The organism is Faecalicatena contorta, from assembly GCF_001404335.1.
Classification (GTDB): Bacteria; Bacillota; Clostridia; order Lachnospirales; family Lachnospiraceae; genus Faecalicatena; species Faecalicatena contortus_B.
The window spans coordinates 102248-116950 of record NZ_CYZU01000002.1; the positions used below are offsets into that span (position 1 = coordinate 102248).

General features: G+C 44.5%; 14 protein-coding genes. 2 read left to right on the top strand and 12 right to left on the bottom strand.

What is annotated here, in order from left to right:
* Position 1 precedes the first annotated feature (1 nt).
* From kdpA to ARB69_RS01775, 12 genes are all read right to left on the bottom strand, one after another.
* On the bottom strand, positions 2 to 1744 hold the full coding sequence (kdpA, locus tag ARB69_RS01720) for a potassium-transporting ATPase subunit KdpA (protein WP_055150348.1): 1743 nt from the start codon (positions 1742 to 1744) through the stop codon (positions 2 to 4).
* 141 nt (positions 1745 to 1885) lie between these two features.
* Positions 1886 to 2323: a tetratricopeptide repeat protein gene (locus ARB69_RS01725; protein ID WP_050639755.1), complete on the bottom strand. Its 438-nt coding sequence runs from the start codon at positions 2321 to 2323 to the stop codon at positions 1886 to 1888.
* Positions 2324 to 2618: 295 nt separating this feature from the next.
* Positions 2619 to 3245, bottom strand: a complete 627-nt coding sequence (locus tag ARB69_RS01730) for a YesL family protein (protein ID WP_055150351.1) — start codon at positions 3243 to 3245, stop codon at positions 2619 to 2621.
* 46 nt (positions 3246 to 3291) lie between these two features.
* Positions 3292 to 4149 carry a class II fructose-bisphosphate aldolase gene (locus ARB69_RS01735; protein ID WP_055150354.1) on the bottom strand — a complete coding sequence of 286 codons (858 nt, stop codon included), beginning with the start codon at positions 4147 to 4149 and terminating at the stop codon, positions 3292 to 3294.
* Positions 4149 to 5117 (bottom strand): 1-phosphofructokinase family hexose kinase, encoded by a 969-nt coding sequence (locus ARB69_RS01740; protein WP_055150357.1) that lies wholly within the window; start codon positions 5115 to 5117, stop codon positions 4149 to 4151. Before ARB69_RS01740 ends, ARB69_RS01735 begins: the two co-directional genes overlap by 1 nt.
* Positions 5118 to 6143 (bottom strand): LacI family DNA-binding transcriptional regulator, encoded by a 1026-nt coding sequence (locus tag ARB69_RS01745; protein WP_055150360.1) that lies wholly within the window; start codon positions 6141 to 6143, stop codon positions 5118 to 5120.
* A 15-nt stretch (positions 6144 to 6158) separates the two neighbouring features.
* Positions 6159 to 7367, bottom strand: a complete 1209-nt coding sequence (locus ARB69_RS01750) for a hypothetical protein (RefSeq protein WP_055150363.1) — start codon at positions 7365 to 7367, stop codon at positions 6159 to 6161.
* 33 nt (positions 7368 to 7400) lie between these two features.
* A complete protein-coding gene (locus ARB69_RS01755) occupies positions 7401 to 8252 on the bottom strand; it encodes a carbohydrate ABC transporter permease (RefSeq protein WP_050639749.1) in 852 nt (283 codons plus the stop codon).
* Complete coding sequence (locus tag ARB69_RS01760) at positions 8242 to 9165, bottom strand: carbohydrate ABC transporter permease (protein WP_050639748.1); 924 nt, start codon at positions 9163 to 9165, stop codon at positions 8242 to 8244. The genes ARB69_RS01755 and ARB69_RS01760 overlap by 11 nt, the downstream gene beginning before the upstream one ends.
* A gap of 134 nt (positions 9166 to 9299) precedes the next feature.
* On the bottom strand, positions 9300 to 10580 hold the full coding sequence (locus tag ARB69_RS01765; RefSeq protein WP_055150366.1) for an ABC transporter substrate-binding protein: 1281 nt from the start codon (positions 10578 to 10580) through the stop codon (positions 9300 to 9302).
* Between the two features lie 19 nt (positions 10581 to 10599).
* Complete coding sequence (locus ARB69_RS01770; RefSeq protein WP_050639746.1) at positions 10600 to 11169, bottom strand: AAA family ATPase; 570 nt, start codon at positions 11167 to 11169, stop codon at positions 10600 to 10602.
* Entirely contained in the window at positions 11156 to 12574 is a 1419-nt protein-coding gene (locus ARB69_RS01775) for an FGGY family carbohydrate kinase (RefSeq protein WP_055150370.1), read from the bottom strand. Before ARB69_RS01775 ends, ARB69_RS01770 begins: the two co-directional genes overlap by 14 nt.
* Positions 12575 to 13112: 538 nt before the next feature.
* Here ARB69_RS01775 and ARB69_RS01780 point away from each other — a divergent pair.
* Complete coding sequence (locus tag ARB69_RS01780) at positions 13113 to 13880, top strand: ABC transporter ATP-binding protein (RefSeq protein ID WP_050639744.1); 768 nt, start codon at positions 13113 to 13115, stop codon at positions 13878 to 13880.
* A complete protein-coding gene (locus ARB69_RS01785) occupies positions 13873 to 14670 on the top strand; it encodes an ABC transporter permease (RefSeq protein WP_050639743.1) in 798 nt (265 codons plus the stop codon). The genes ARB69_RS01780 and ARB69_RS01785 overlap by 8 nt, the downstream gene beginning before the upstream one ends.
* Positions 14671 to 14703: the final 33 nt, after the last annotated feature.

Consider the following 14703-nt stretch of genomic DNA (forward strand, 5'->3'; position numbering starts at 1 on the left):
CTTATCCTATCATCTGAAAATATTCTGCAATTGGCCCCAGCGACAATGCCGGGAAGAAGCTTAAGGCTCCAACCAGCAGGACTACAAAGATCAGAAGTCCAATAAACATTGCATTGCTGGTGGACAAAGTTCCTGCCGTGACAGCCACTTTCTTTTTCCTGACAAGGCTTCCGGCAATCGCCAGAACCGCCATCATCGGGACAAATCTGACAAAGGCCATAATCAGCCCGAGTGATAGATTGATAAAGAGCGTATCCGCGCCGAATCCGGCAAAGGCGGAGCCGTTATTTCCACCGGCTGAAGAGTATGCGTACAAAATCTCGGACAATCCATGTGCTCCCGGGTTATTCAGGCTGTCTAACGTAGATGGGAGCACCGCTGCGATACCGCTGCCAATCAGGATTGCAACCGGTGTTGCCAGGCAGACAACGCATGCCATCTTCATTTCATACGGTTCGATTTTCTTCCCCAGATATTCCGGCGTCCGCCCGACCATCAGACCGGCGATGAAGACCGTCATGATCGCAAATCCAAGCATTCCATATAGCCCGCATCCGGTCCCTCCAAATACGACTTCGCCAAGCATCATCAGGAGCATCGGTATGGCCCCTCCCAGCGGAGTGTAGGAATCGTGCATGGAATTGACGGAGCCATTAGAGGCCGCGGTTGTAAAGACTGCCCATGTGGAAGAGGTTGCTATCCCGAATCTGGATTCTTTGCCTTCCATATTACCGCCGGATTGTCCGTCCGTGTGCTCTATATTAACCGCACCATCTGCAGCAAGCTGGGGAGTCGCATTCTGTTCTGAGATTGCAACACCTGACAATGCAAGAACCAACATAATCATCATTGCAGCGAAAATCGCAATGCCCTGCTTTTTATCCTTAACATTTCTTCCGAAGGTGAAGCACAGCGCCACAGGTATTAATAGAAGAGACAGCATCTCAATCATGTTGGAAAATGGCGTCGAATTCTCCAGCGGATACGCTGAGTTCACGCCGAAGAAACCGCCTCCGTTTGTGCCCAGCTGTTTAATAGCGATCTGACTTGCCGCCGGCCCCATAGGGATTGTTGCCTCTGTTATCTCCTCTCCCTCTTCCGTTGTGACCGGCTCTACCAGTTGTGTTGTCTCATAGCTGTTCATATTCTGCACAACACCCTGAGACACAAGCAGAACGCTTACTACGATTGACAATGGAACAAGAATGTACAGGACCACTCTCGTAAGATCGGCCCAAAAGCTTCCAAGCCCTTCCGACTTTACTTTTATAAATCCACGGATTAAGGCAAACAGTACACAGATTCCGACTGCCGCAGATACGAAGTTCTGTACGGTCAGACCCACCATCTGTGAAAAATAAGAGAGTCCTGTCTCACCGCTGTAAGCCTGCCAGTTTGTGTTAGTCACAAAACTGACCGCTGTGTTAAACGCCAGGTCCGGGCTCATTCCGCTGATTCCTTCCGGATTCCATGGCAGATGTCCCTGCAGCATAAGAATCAGGAATAACGCAATGAAGCTGAAAATACTGAAAAGTCCTACGCTGACCGCATATTTTTTCCAGCCCATCTGCTCCTCTTTATTCACTCTGAGGGCTTTATAAACCAGCCCCTCTACCGGTGACAATATCTTACTAAGCCATACCTTTTCACCATTCATAATTTTTCCTATGTAGCACCCAAGCGGTATTGCAAGCGCTACCAGGATGACAACATAAAGCACATACTGTAAAATTGTATTTCCCATTTATTTCTCCTCCTTACAGGTCTCTAATTTACGCCAGTCTATATAAAATTGGGATAATAAAAATACATTCTGGTATTAAAATGGCATTAAAACCCTATTAAGGGCAGTCCGCAATTCTAATCTTTTCCCAGAAATAAGCGGTCAGGACCAGGGATTTTCCAGTTCTGCATCATACCCCAGGTTTCTAAGAAAAAAATAGTTTTTTTTCCCTTTCACTTCGCCTTTCATCCTGATACAGTCATTCACGTCAAATGCCGGTTCCACCCTGCCCTCCTTTTCAAAAGAGGCGAACCGTTCCATATTAAAGTTTGCAGGTACATAGGATGCGTCCAAGGCCTGTGCCGCCCGGAAGTGTTTCATGGCTTCCGCATGCCTGCCCTGTTTTTCCATAACAATACCCCGTAAATTATGCGGCACCGCACTGTCCGGATATAACTCCATATACTTCGGAATCAGGCGGTCACACTCTTCCCACTTATGTTCGGACACATAATTCCTGATGACCCTGCAGAGGTTCTTCAGGTCATCCTCCATATCAAATAATTTTCCACTCCCATATTCGTTAGATTCTTTTTTCATTATAAAAGCCTCCCTGCTTCGGATGCATACTGCTTAACCGCCGCACCCCTATCCTCTCTTTACAACTAAAAAATAGCATGCTTTGTATTAAATAGGTGTGAAAGAACATGGGGAGGGTATTAAAAAAGTATAAAAAACATAAAGAGGAGGTCAAGGGGGTCAGACCCCTTTGCAAAGGGGTCTGACCCCCCTGACCTCCGTTTTCAGAATATTCTTAAAAAAGCAGGAAGCCGTGGGTATTCTTTTCCCACGGCTTCCCGCTTTTATCGCATCTTCAAATTTTCTGATTCTTACTTTATGTTTCAACTTCCTGTATATATTTTGAAAATATTTTATTCAGGATACAGGCTAAAATATATGCTGTTCCTGAAACAGCAATGATAATTAATATCGGCAAAAGATACAGATCAATGGCCACTGCCAGATACGGTATGAGTATTACAATCAGCATCAGGATTGTGCGGCCAATATGCCTAAAGCATAAAAATACGGATATTTTCAATATTTGTTTAATTGTTGTATCAAATTTCGCCAATACTGGCGGCAGATAGATTCCTATCATTACATATAAAATCGACATGATTGTAAATACCGTCAGGAAAAAAGCCTGCGCAAACAATTTTCCGGACGCCGCCGCATAAAGATTGAAATAAAGTATTCCCCCAACTGCTGCATACGCCAGCCATATCAATGTCCCCTGCCTGAAATTTTTCAGGAAGGCCTTTACAAAGGAACGGCATATATAAGATTCTTTATTCCTGCACATTTTCAGGGTAACCGTATAGAGGGCCGCCGCCGCGGCACCGGCCGTAATTATGGGAAGGCTGAAAAGAATCCATAATATATTCAGTAAAAACAGGTTGCTGATTTTATAAAGAACCGGCATAAAACCGTTATCCTGGCTGAACACTCTCTGAATCATACATAGCCTCCCTTCTATGTGAAGACGAATGTGGCAGTCTGATGAATCAGGCCATACCGGCGGAATGAAATAATCTCATTTTTCCTTCCGCAATTTCTTCACACTTTGTTTTTACATATTTCATGTAGTTTCTTGGATCTACCTCCGCTGTTTCATTCACAGCAACAGCATCTCTGATTGCATTTGTATACGCCGCTTTAAATTCGGTCCCCACATTGATCTTACTCATGCCCAGGCTGACGCATGTCTGAAAATCTGATTCCGACACCCCAGTCCCCCCGTGAAGAACCAGCGGACAGGATGTCAGCTCAGCGATTCTCCTAAGGCGTTCAAAATCCAGTTTCGGCGTACTCTTATAAAAGCCATGTGCAGTGCCGATTGCGACTGCAAGTGCATCTACTCCTGTTTTTTCTACAAATTCCGGTACTCTCTCCGGGTCAGTCAGTGCACTCGAGGCATCATCAACAACGATCTCTTCTTCCCGCCCGCCGATTCTTCCAAGCTCCGCTTCCACCGAACATCCGAATTTCTTCGCATATGCTGCGACATCTCTCGTGATTTCTATATTCTCCTCAAAATCTTTTTTGGATGCATCTATCATAACCGAGGTAAAACCGGCGACTACCGCTTCTTTGAGAAACGCCGCATCTGTTGCATGATCCAAATGGAGACACACCGGAATGTCTACGGATTCCGCCATCCCCTTAATCATCCCGACTGTCTGTTTGAGCCCGATATATCTGGCTGCTCCCATAGAAGCCATGAGAATTATGGGGGAACGCACCCGAAGCGCACTGTTCATCATCCCCTGTGCATCCTCATAACCATTAAAATTAAATGCCGGAACTGCATATTTCTTTTCCCTTGTATCTTTTAAGATTTCTTTTAACGTGACTAATGACATTATACCACACTTTCTCCTTTCTTTCCTATCGTTATGTATTTTTCCAGTTTATTTACTTCTTCTTTCGTTATCATTGCCGGACCAATTTTATATGTATTTGCAAGGCCACATGCACCGGCGTATTTCAGGCATTCTTCTAAAGACGCATCCTGTGCATATTTTGCCAGATATCCTGCTAAAAAAGAGTCCCCCGAACCTACTGAATAGTTTCCGCCCTGTACTTTTTCGGCTTTTCCAAATAGGCATTCCCCGTTTTTACCACAGGCTATACCTCCATTTTCACCATCCGTAACAATCAGTTCTTCGATTCCTCTCTCGTATTTAAAGCGCTTTAATTCTTCTGTAAAAAGAAAAGCATCCAACTGAAACGCTTCCTGGAATTCCTCTCTATTCACTTTCATCAAATTTAATGGGTAATCCCCTGCTATTTTCAGCCAGCTTCCTGAAACATCCGCAACTAAACGATGTCCTTTACAAACCGCATATTCCAGGATCTCCCGAAAATCTTGTTCCGATATTCCCCTGCAGGGCGCACCGCTTATAACAAAAGACTGCTTTTCTTCTGTGTCCATTATGCCCTTTAAAAATATCTTAAGGCCCGAGACCTCTTTTCTGGAAAGCACGGGTCCCGGATCATTATAAGAGAGTGTCTTTTTGTCATACTCCAGCATGACACATGTATTGATCCGGGATTCGCCGGCAACACGGTACTCCAGGCAGTTCAGATGCTCCTTCCTGCCCAGATCCCGAATTATTTCCCCTGTCATTCCGCCTAAAATATTCATGCAAACATATTCTTCACATGCCAGATTCTTTAATGCCCTGGCTACATTCAGCCCTTTTCCCGATATGATATGCAGCACCTCGTCTGCCCGGAACACATTCTGTACGGCAGGTCTGCTTCGCACAATATGCCACTGGTCATAGCCGGGATTCAGGCTTAAAATAAAGTACCTTCCGCCCTTCATTTAATCCCCCTTTGTCGTTTTGCGCACCACTAAAGACGGACGAATCAGATGCTGAACCGGCTGTTTTGGCTGGAAGTCTTTATTCATCTTCTGCATCAGCAGATTTACGGTATTGGCTGCCATGCTGTCCAAATCCTGGTGTACCGTTGTCAGTGGTTTATCGGCAATCAGATGATAGAAGACATCATCATATCCCGCCAGAGAAATATCTTCCGGTATACGATATCCGCATTCCTGGATCGCCTTTTTGATTCCATATGCCATATAATCATTCAGTGCCAGTATCCCATCCGGTGTCCGGCCGCTCTGGAGAAGCTGCTTCGTTTTTACATAACCGTATTCCACACTGATATCATCACAGCCTACAATCCAGTCCTGTTCCACGTCCAGCCCCCTCTCCTCATATGCCTTCCTGTAACCGCTGATACGTTCCTGAGCGACCGGCAGCTTTTTATCACTGGTAACAAAATACCATAGCTCGCGATGCCCATTTTCTAATAAATAACGGGTCAGCTGGTAGCTGCCCTCCGCATAGTCTGTCAAAACACAGTCCTTTTTAAAGCCTGTATAATAGGAAGTACAGAACACGATCGGAATCTTATTCTCCTTCACATCCGTAAAAACTCTGCTTTCATTTTTCCTGATATTCAGCGGAAGCACAATAATTCCATCGTACTGTTTATCCACAAAATTTTCCATAATGCGAGTTTCCATATCCGGATTATTATTGGACACGCCAAGCACAAGTGAGTACCCATATTGATTGCAGTAATGCCCCAGCAGCTTCATGAGCTTCCCGTAATAGGGGTTCTCGGAATCCGGGCAGACTAACCCTATTGTCATAGATTTTCTGAGAGCTAACCCTCTCGCCAGGGGATTCGGCTTATAGTTCATCTCCTCTATGCACTTCAGTACCCGCTCCCGTGTACGGCTGTTCACGACACTCTTATTATTCAATACCAGTGAAACAGTTGCCTCCGAAACACCTGCTTTTTTTGCAATATCCTTTAGTGTTATGTTCCCCATTATCTCTTCCTTTTCTTACTTGTGCCCCATTTTCGGCAGATTTTCTATATTGATGTCAGGTCCAAAATACTTATATAAGACAAGGTCATGTTTGCCTGTGTTTTTAATTATATAACCTTCCTTTGCCCTTTGGCAAGTAATTAAGAGCTCATCCATACAGGAATGCAGGTCAAATTGTCCTGCAGCCACCTCCTGGGCGCCGACGGTCCCCTGCCCCTTCCAGACAAAGATATTGTGTACGCCTCTTTCACGGCTGAAGAATTCTTCACCCGGTTTTAGAATCAGCCTTTTCCCGCTGAATTTCGGAGTCCCATAATAGATCCAGTCTTCCGAGATATCCCCCTGTCTTGTCTCCTCTACCGGTTTCGGATAAATATGCCTCTTCTCATAAAAATCCGGATCGCTGCTTGCCTCCCAGTCAATCAGATCTAAGGCCGCTTCCTCCCCTCTATTCTCAACCGCTTCCTGTGCCACGTCCTTATACAGCATGCTTTTTGGGATGCTGCAGCCCTCCACAACGGGCTGAAATACGGTACAGACATCGGAAGACTCCTGGATCTCCATTGTCAATGCGCTTCCCGGCGCATGAAGTATTCCCGAATCCAGAAAAAAGCCTTCTCCCGGTACATTTAAAAAAGCCCGGGAATGCTTTAAGACCTCCTCCTCTCCGGCTTTCCATTCTTTCAGGATCGGAAGGAATATCTCTTTTTGGAGGTTTTGCTCCACAATATACTGATGTACTCCAAAAAAACTCTCCGGATGTTTTCCAAGCGGCGCATCCAGAAAATGATATGCTTCATCCTTGGAATTTTTTCCTATCTTTTTCATGTCCTCTGCCCTTGGATGGATATGGAAAAACAGCCTGGTGCCAAAATCATATATTTTAATCAGCCGTCCCAGGCAGCCGTGCTTTTCTGCATATTCCGCTCCCAGAATCTCTGGCCTGCATAATTGCAGTGCATCACGCACCGTTATATTTTCACCCGGGATCTCCAGATAAGAATAGCCCTCATCCGGTATATCAATTCTGTTATCTGCATGCGTTTCCGAGCAGAACCATCTTTCCATTATGCTGCCGCGTTCACCTGCATCATAGTCTTCCTCCTTCAGCCCCAGCCTTTTTCCCGGCTTTAGAAAATCGTGTGCCACCCAGGCCGGACGCAGCCTTAGTATCCCGTTCATATTTTGAATATAATCTGATAAAACCGCTTTTGTATCTTTCATCTTTCTTGTCTCCTATGCTGTTATTTTGTGTTCTTATCCCTTAATTCCTGTAGATGTGATCGCCTCCACGAACTTCTTCTGCATCCCGATAAAAATGGCAAGCGCAGGGATAGAGGTCAGAATCGAGATTGCCATCAGAAGACCATACTGCCTCGAGGCCGATGACTCGCTGTAACTAGTCATAATCGTTGCCAGCCCGACCGGAAGTGTCATGGATTTATCCGTAAATGTCACCAGCAGCGGCCAGAAAAAGTTATTCCACGATGATACAAAAGTCAAAATGACCATAACCGATATGGCCGGCCCCGACAGCGGAAGACATATCTTCGTCAGTATGGTAAAATGGCCTCCTCCGTCTAACTGGCATACCTCGCTGTACTCTTTGGGGATGCCGCGGAAAAACTGATACAGTAAAAACACACCGATGGCATCGCATATCTGTGGAATCACTACTGCCGAGTAGGTATCCAGAAGCCCCAATTTTGCTACGATTTTATAAGACATAATCGAAGATAATTCTTTGGGTATCATAATCGTTGCAACCATCAGCATGACAAGTACACCCGAATACTTGAACTCTATTCTTGCCAGTGCATATGCCGGCAGTATATAGAAAACACAGGATAATACAATAACCAATGCAACGACAATCACGCTGTTTTTCATCCACACGCCCAACGGATAGGCCTGCACGGCCTCTGCGTAATTTTCAAGAGTTGGCTGAATCGGAAGCCAATTATATAGACCATTGAAGATCTCTGCCGTCGATTTAAAGGATGTTGATACAATCCAAATCAGAGGAAATATAAACAATAAAACAACCAGAATCAGTATGATATATAATATACCTTTTGTAATCCGACTGTTTTTCTTTTTACTTTTCATGTTTTCCCCTCCTTTTCTGGCTCCGCTTGATCCTCCATTCATCGCGGTCCAGGAAGCCCCCGTAAATCACAACTGACAGCAGCAGAATGATGATAAATAAAATCACGCCTATCGCTGCTGCATAGCCCAGTTTAAACTCCCTGAATGCCTTGATATACAGGTACTGCACAAATGTAAGTGTACTATAATTAGGGCCTCCCGATGTCATAACATAAACCTGCCCGAATACCTGCATAGAATAAATAACCGTTGTCAGCACTACGAAAAATGTTGTGTTTTTTACATATGGGATTATAATCCGCACTAATCTCTGGAACCGATTGGCTCCGTCAATAGAAGCAGCTTCTATCAAATCCCGAGGAACATCCTGCAGAGCCGCCAGATAAATCACCGTATTATAGCCGATCGTCCACCATATGGAAGCTACCGCAATTCCGAGCATTGCTGTGGAAGTCTTTGTCAGCCAGAAGACCGGCTCGATACCAAGAAACGACAGATAGTGGTTTAGGATCCCATTGTTTCCATCCAATATGTATCTAAATGTAATACCGACCAGGGTTGTCATTAAAATATAGGGCACAAATATGACAGCCCTTGAAAAGGTTGTCCCTTTCAGTTTCTGGTTTAAAAGCAATGCCAATAGAAAACCAAATATAATATTCACGGGGCCTACATACAGTAAGTATGTAAATGTATTTTTCAGAACCTTATAAAACAAAGGGTCCTGAAAAAGCATCTTATAATTTTCCAGCCCGATGAAAGTACCTGCCGTCTGCACCTCTATTTCTCTGAAACTGTAGTAAAAATTGGCAAATATCGGGAGAATTTTAAATATAAACAGCAGCACAAAATATGGTGCGAGAAATAGGATCAGTATCCCGGCTTTTTTCATTTTTTTCTTTTTATTTACCACGCTCATCCCTCCGTTATTATCCGGCGGCAGTGTATGGTGAGATTTACAGCACTGCCGCCTAATACGGTATTTCTCAGACAGCAGGCGCCATATTCATTGAGGCCTGCCCGTTACCGTACGATGTTCTCCCGCCTTTAATTACCCAGTATTTTATCCACACTCTCTGCAGCTTCATCCAGAGCCGAAACGGAATCCTTTTCCTTGCTGATCACACTGTATACTGCATTTGCAACCGGTGACAGCTCATTATCCGCACCAAATTCACTGGTTCCCGGACACAGCGGCTCATATTTCACATATTCTGCCTGATCAATAAATGCCTGTGCATATTGGTACATCTCGAGCGCCTTATATTCCTCCGAATCACGTACCTTCTGGTTTGCAGGGATTTGTCCGCTCTGTGCGGCCCAGTTAAATGAATTTTCTACTACCCATCCGATAAACTCCTGTGTTGCCTCGGTCTCTTCGTCACTTCTTTTATCGTATTTGGGCACCGTGATCGTGTGAGAACTTCCCCAGACAGAATTTTCTCCTAAAACTTGCGGGAATGGTACGGTAGTAAAATTAAGATCAGATGCCATAGCGGACGGTGTAAACCACGGTCCTTCTATCACCATTGCAGTTGTTCCGCCCAGCCAGTCCGCATCGATATCGGCTTCTGCTTCGGGGGCATAACCTTTTGCAACCCAATCTGCCAAAAAATCCAGCGCTTTTGCACCGGCTTCGCTGTTAAATTCGGCTTTTGTCATATCCTCATCAAGGAAACTGCCGCCTGCCTGTCCCAGAAGTCCGTACCAATATCTGTAGGTATGTGCGTAATTACTGCCAAGTCCGACTGCATACTGGTCATCCGTTTTTAATTTCTCACAGAGTGCATTAAATTCATCCACGGATGTAACTTTTGCATCTTCTGCAGTAAGGCCGGCCGCTTCAAAAGAATCCAGATTAATAAACATTGACATACAATGGAAGTCCAACGGAATTCCATACTGCTGCCCATCCACCTGGTTTCCTTTCCATATGACATCTGAATAATCCTCTTGGTTCACATCCATTGTTTTAATTAAATCATCCAGGGGTACGATCATATCCTTGCCTGCATATGTAGACAAATCCGTCGGATGCATCAGCATGACGTCCGGTCCGCTTTCTGTATTGCTTGCGGCAGATAATTTTGTAAAAATCTCTCCCCAGGTAACGGAATAAAAGTCAACTTCGATCTTATCCTGTTCACTGTTAAACTGCTTCACCATATCAGCCATTGCCTGTTGGTCATCCCCGGTTAAGCCTGCCCAAAAGGTCAGTTTTACTTTTTCTCCATCAGAAGACTTTGTGTCCTCCGAAGATTTTCCACATCCGGCTGCCAGCGTTCCAATCATCATGATAGTTAATAAAATGGAAACTAATTTTTTCATACTTTTCCTCCTTTTTCACTTAAACTTCCTCATCATACAAAAATGTCCGGACACTTTCGTCCGTTCTGTATTCCTCTCCGGTATGGCATATAATCTGATACTCCGGCTGCCACAGAATTGTGTGCTCCTGCTGTCTATAGTAATCGTCCCACTGCCTGACCTTCTGCTCATCGCGCTTTGCCTGGCGGCTGACAATCCTTGAATAGAGTACTTTTTCCGGCACCTGCAGAATAAGGGACAAAACCATGAACTCTATGTCATACTTACTTTTTATTCCGGCAAAAAAGTCCGGCTGCCTCATTTCCTGAGATAACGGTGCGGACGCCGCTATGTTTATGCCTGCCCTTAAATTTTCCGCAATTACATTCCAAAAGGTTTCATAACAGCACTCACGCCAGATAGCACAAAATTCATCGTATGCTCTTCCCTGATAAAATCTGTCATAAACCTCTGTCATAAATGGCTGGATGACTCCATCGTAATCCACGTATGGTATCTTATATTTGTCAGACAGCCATCTGCCGCATGTTGTCTTTCCGCTCCCTGGCAGACCAGATATCAAAATTAATCTTCCGCTATCCTGCTTCATATCTTTTTTTCATCTCCGCTAAGTAATCTGCGTACTGCAATTGGGGCACAACCTTTGATTCCGCAAGAAGCTTTTTTTTCATGTCCCTTAACAAGTTTTCCCTTCCGTTGGCGCATAGTCCGGAGATCGCTGCACCCAGCCCACTGATTTCTGATGTTTTTAAAATTGTAATTTCTCTGCCAAGCGCCGCGGCTTTGAACTGCATAAATAACTGGTTATCCGTAATGCCGCCGCCTGTGAAATATGGCATCTCCTTTTGGGAACCGTTACAGTACCTGCTTAAATCCGCATACATTTTCTCTGTCCCGACCGCCATATAGACATAACCGCTTAAGATCAGCTCTGAAAAGGACATGTTTTCCTTTACATCCAGCAAGTTAATATGGCGCGCATGCTCTGCATATCTGCCATAATCTTTCGGGCATGCCAGCCTGCAGAGCCTGTCCGCATCCGGCAGGTTAAAAAGTCCTTGATTGTCATCAGCATAGAATGCCTGATCGGCACTTTTTCCGGCTAACCCTGCCAGACATTTCAGCACTCTCCCATAATAGTCCAGGGATCTGTTCACCACATATTCCTCCGGTTCAAATCCTGTAACCAGACAGCCGCCCTTTGGATTAAATGTGGCTGTGCCCCGCAGTTTTTTTTCGCCGTCTGCTTTTACCATCGCCAGTACAGAAGAAGAGCCCATGGAATCGTAAAACAAATCTGAACTTCCATATAGCTTTCTCACTGCGTACAAGCCAACATAATGGTCATGACCGCCCAGACCATACACGATCCCGTCTTTACTCCCGCAGTACCCGCCTAAGCTTCCCACAGATTTGGGAAGCTTTATATGCAGCTTCTCTGCAGTCTCCAGATCCCATGTCTTTTTATGGATATCATAAAGATAGCTGCGCCCTGCCTGGGATGTATCCCATCTTGCAATGCCCGTTCTGCTATAAGTCAAATAACTGCTGATCGGTAGCCACATATCCGGAATCCCGGACAGCACGTGCTCCATCATCCATATCATCTTATACACGGCAAATGTTGATGATTTATGTACCCCTGTATTAGCAAACCCGGATTTCTTACAAAAGATCTCTTCTTTCCATTTTGGAATGTCATCTGTCTGTTCATGCCAGACCAGCGGCATGCTTAAGACTTTACCTGATTTCAAAGGGATCACCGATTCTCCTACACTTGAAAATCCAACACTTTTTAATTCAGAGACTTTTCCGGCTTCTTCTATCCAATGGTCAACACAGGCATCTATTTTCTCAATATCAAAATAAGAACGACCGCCCTTTAAAACCTGAGGGGTCTCCTGTTTCCATATTGAGAGGATGTCGCCATTTTCCCCCAAAAGAACTGCTTTACTATTCGTTGTTCCGACATCAATTCCCAAAAATCCATCCATATTGCTATCACCTCCTTTCGTTTTTAAAGCGCTTTAAATTTAATTTGAATATACTATACTTAAATATATTTGTCAATTATTTTCAGAGTTCGCATCCAGTTTCGTCAATATTTAACAATTTTAAACTATAATTTTCTGATATTATTACTAATATTCTATTTTTAAATCGGTTTAAACAAATAATTCTTTAGTGTTTCTAAGAATTCCATCTTTGTTAACATCAACTTGCAAAGGGCAGAAATGAATGTACGGGTTTTGACTCATGATTTTGTATTTTTTACACCCATGTATTCTTTTTTCTTATTTTATTGTTTCTTTTTGTTTTCCAATGAAAAACATTTTCCGCCGTATTTCTTTCTACATGACAGATAACGTTCATAGAATTGCGAAATGACTTTTGCAGTTTCCGGTCAGTTATCATAGATATACCCGTAAAATCGGAAAATAAAGGGCAGCTCCTGATTCTATCTGCGAGTTCATTCACCCATCTTAAGTTTTCTCATAAACTAACTATATACTTGTCGAATGGAGTGTCTGCATGGAACCAATACTTGAATTAAAGAACATAAATTATGCTTATCACACATTAGAAGGAGAAACCAAAGCACTGACAGATATTTCCTTTTCCATCGCCTCCGGAGAGTTTGTCGCCATTGTCGGTCCGTCCGGATGCGGCAAATCTACGCTGCTCTCGATTATATCCGGCCTGCTGGAGCCGGAAAAGGGGCTGTTGAAAACAAACGGAAAATATTTAAGAGAAAGTACCATGAATATCGGATACATGCTCCAGCATGACCATCTTTTCGAGTGGCGGACCGTCTACAGCAATGTGCTGCTTGGTCTGGAAATCCAGCATATGCTTTCTGCAAAATCGAAAGCGAAGGCAAAAGAGCTTCTCGAATTGTACGGCCTCAAACAGTTCATGAATTCAAAACCCTCCGAATTGTCGGGAGGGATGCGGCAGCGCGCTGCTCTGATCCGCACCCTTGTCCTGGAGCCGGATATTCTTTTGTTGGATGAACCATTTTCCGCCCTGGATTACCAGACTCGTCTTTCCGTAGGCGATGATATCGGACAGATTATTAGAAATGCACACAAGACCGCATTGCTGGTAACTCACGACCTCTCGGAAGCCGTAAGCCTTGCGGACCGCGTCATAATCCTGACAAAACGGCCTGCCACGATTGCTAAGATAGTCCCGATCACATTTACCCTTGAGAAGGATACCCCCCTTCTTCGAAGGAACGCTCCCGAGTTCAAAAATTATTTCAATATTATATGGGAGGAGTTGAATAAAAATGAATGAGATTTCTGTTGGACAGCAAAGTTATCTGGACAGCCGGAAACGCCACAAAAGGATTGTACGGGTCTCCCGGATTGCAATCCTTTTGAGTTTTCTGTTCCTGTGGGAATTCACTGCAAATGTGGGAATCATTGACTCCTTCATCTTCAGCAGCCCGTCTAAAATAGCCCTCTGCTTCTGGGGAATGGTTCTGGATAAGACGATCTTTCTCCATATTTGGACCACTTTGTATGAAACGATCGTCAGTTTCCTGCTTGTCACCCTGATCAGCGTTATGCTGGCGGTCGCCCTTTGGTGCAGTAAAAAACTATCGGAAATCCTGGACCCCTATCTGGTTGTCCTTAACAGCCTGCCAAAATCTGCTCTGGCGCCTCTTCTGATCGTCTGGCTGGGCGCCACTAAAACTACAATCATTGTAGCCGGCATGTCCGTCGCAATATTTGGCAGCATACTGAATCTTTACACCAGCTTCACGACGGTGGACGAGGAAAAGATAAAATTAATCTATACACTGAGGGGGAACAAATGGCACGCCTTGACGAAAGTCGTTCTGCCCAGTTCCATACCGGCCATAATCAGCAACATGAAGGTCAATATCGGGCTCTGCCTGGTCGGCGTCATCATCGGGGAGTTCCTGGCGGCGCGCAATGGACTTGGGTATCTGATTATATACTCTTCACAGGTATTCAAAATGGATTGGCTGCTCATGTCAATCGTCCTGCTCTGTATTATGGCGATGGGGCTTTACGCACTGATCAACCTGCTTGAAAAAGTTTATCAGAAAAGAGTTTGACAAAGGGGTCTGACCCTTTTGCAGAGGGGTCTG

Bases quoted from the DNA above. Each gene is read 5' to 3' on its own strand.
- kdpA (WP_055150348.1), bottom strand. From the start codon at position 1,744: ATGGGAAATACAATTTTACAGTATGTGCTTTATGTTGTCATCCTGGTA.
- ARB69_RS01725 (WP_050639755.1), bottom strand. From the start codon at position 2,323: ATGAAAAAAGAATCTAACGAATATGGGAGTGGAAAATTATTTGATATG.
- ARB69_RS01730 (WP_055150351.1), bottom strand. From the start codon at position 3,245: ATGATTCAGAGAGTGTTCAGCCAGGATAACGGTTTTATGCCGGTTCTT.
- ARB69_RS01735 (WP_055150354.1), bottom strand. From the start codon at position 4,149: ATGTCATTAGTCACGTTAAAAGAAATCTTAAAAGATACAAGGGAAAAG.
- ARB69_RS01740 (WP_055150357.1), bottom strand. From the start codon at position 5,117: ATGAAGGGCGGAAGGTACTTTATTTTAAGCCTGAATCCCGGCTATGAC.
- ARB69_RS01745 (WP_055150360.1), bottom strand. From the start codon at position 6,143: ATGGGGAACATAACACTAAAGGATATTGCAAAAAAAGCAGGTGTTTCG.
- ARB69_RS01750 (WP_055150363.1), bottom strand. From the start codon at position 7,367: ATGAAAGATACAAAAGCGGTTTTATCAGATTATATTCAAAATATGAAC.
- ARB69_RS01755 (WP_050639749.1), bottom strand. From the start codon at position 8,252: ATGAAAAGTAAAAAGAAAAACAGTCGGATTACAAAAGGTATATTATAT.
- ARB69_RS01765 (WP_055150366.1), bottom strand. From the start codon at position 10,580: ATGAAAAAATTAGTTTCCATTTTATTAACTATCATGATGATTGGAACG.
- ARB69_RS01770 (WP_050639746.1), bottom strand. From the start codon at position 11,169: ATGAAGCAGGATAGCGGAAGATTAATTTTGATATCTGGTCTGCCAGGG.
- ARB69_RS01775 (WP_055150370.1), bottom strand. From the start codon at position 12,574: ATGGATGGATTTTTGGGAATTGATGTCGGAACAACGAATAGTAAAGCA.
- ARB69_RS01780 (WP_050639744.1), top strand. From the start codon at position 13,113: ATGGAACCAATACTTGAATTAAAGAACATAAATTATGCTTATCACACA.
- ARB69_RS01785 (WP_050639743.1), top strand. From the start codon at position 13,873: ATGAATGAGATTTCTGTTGGACAGCAAAGTTATCTGGACAGCCGGAAA.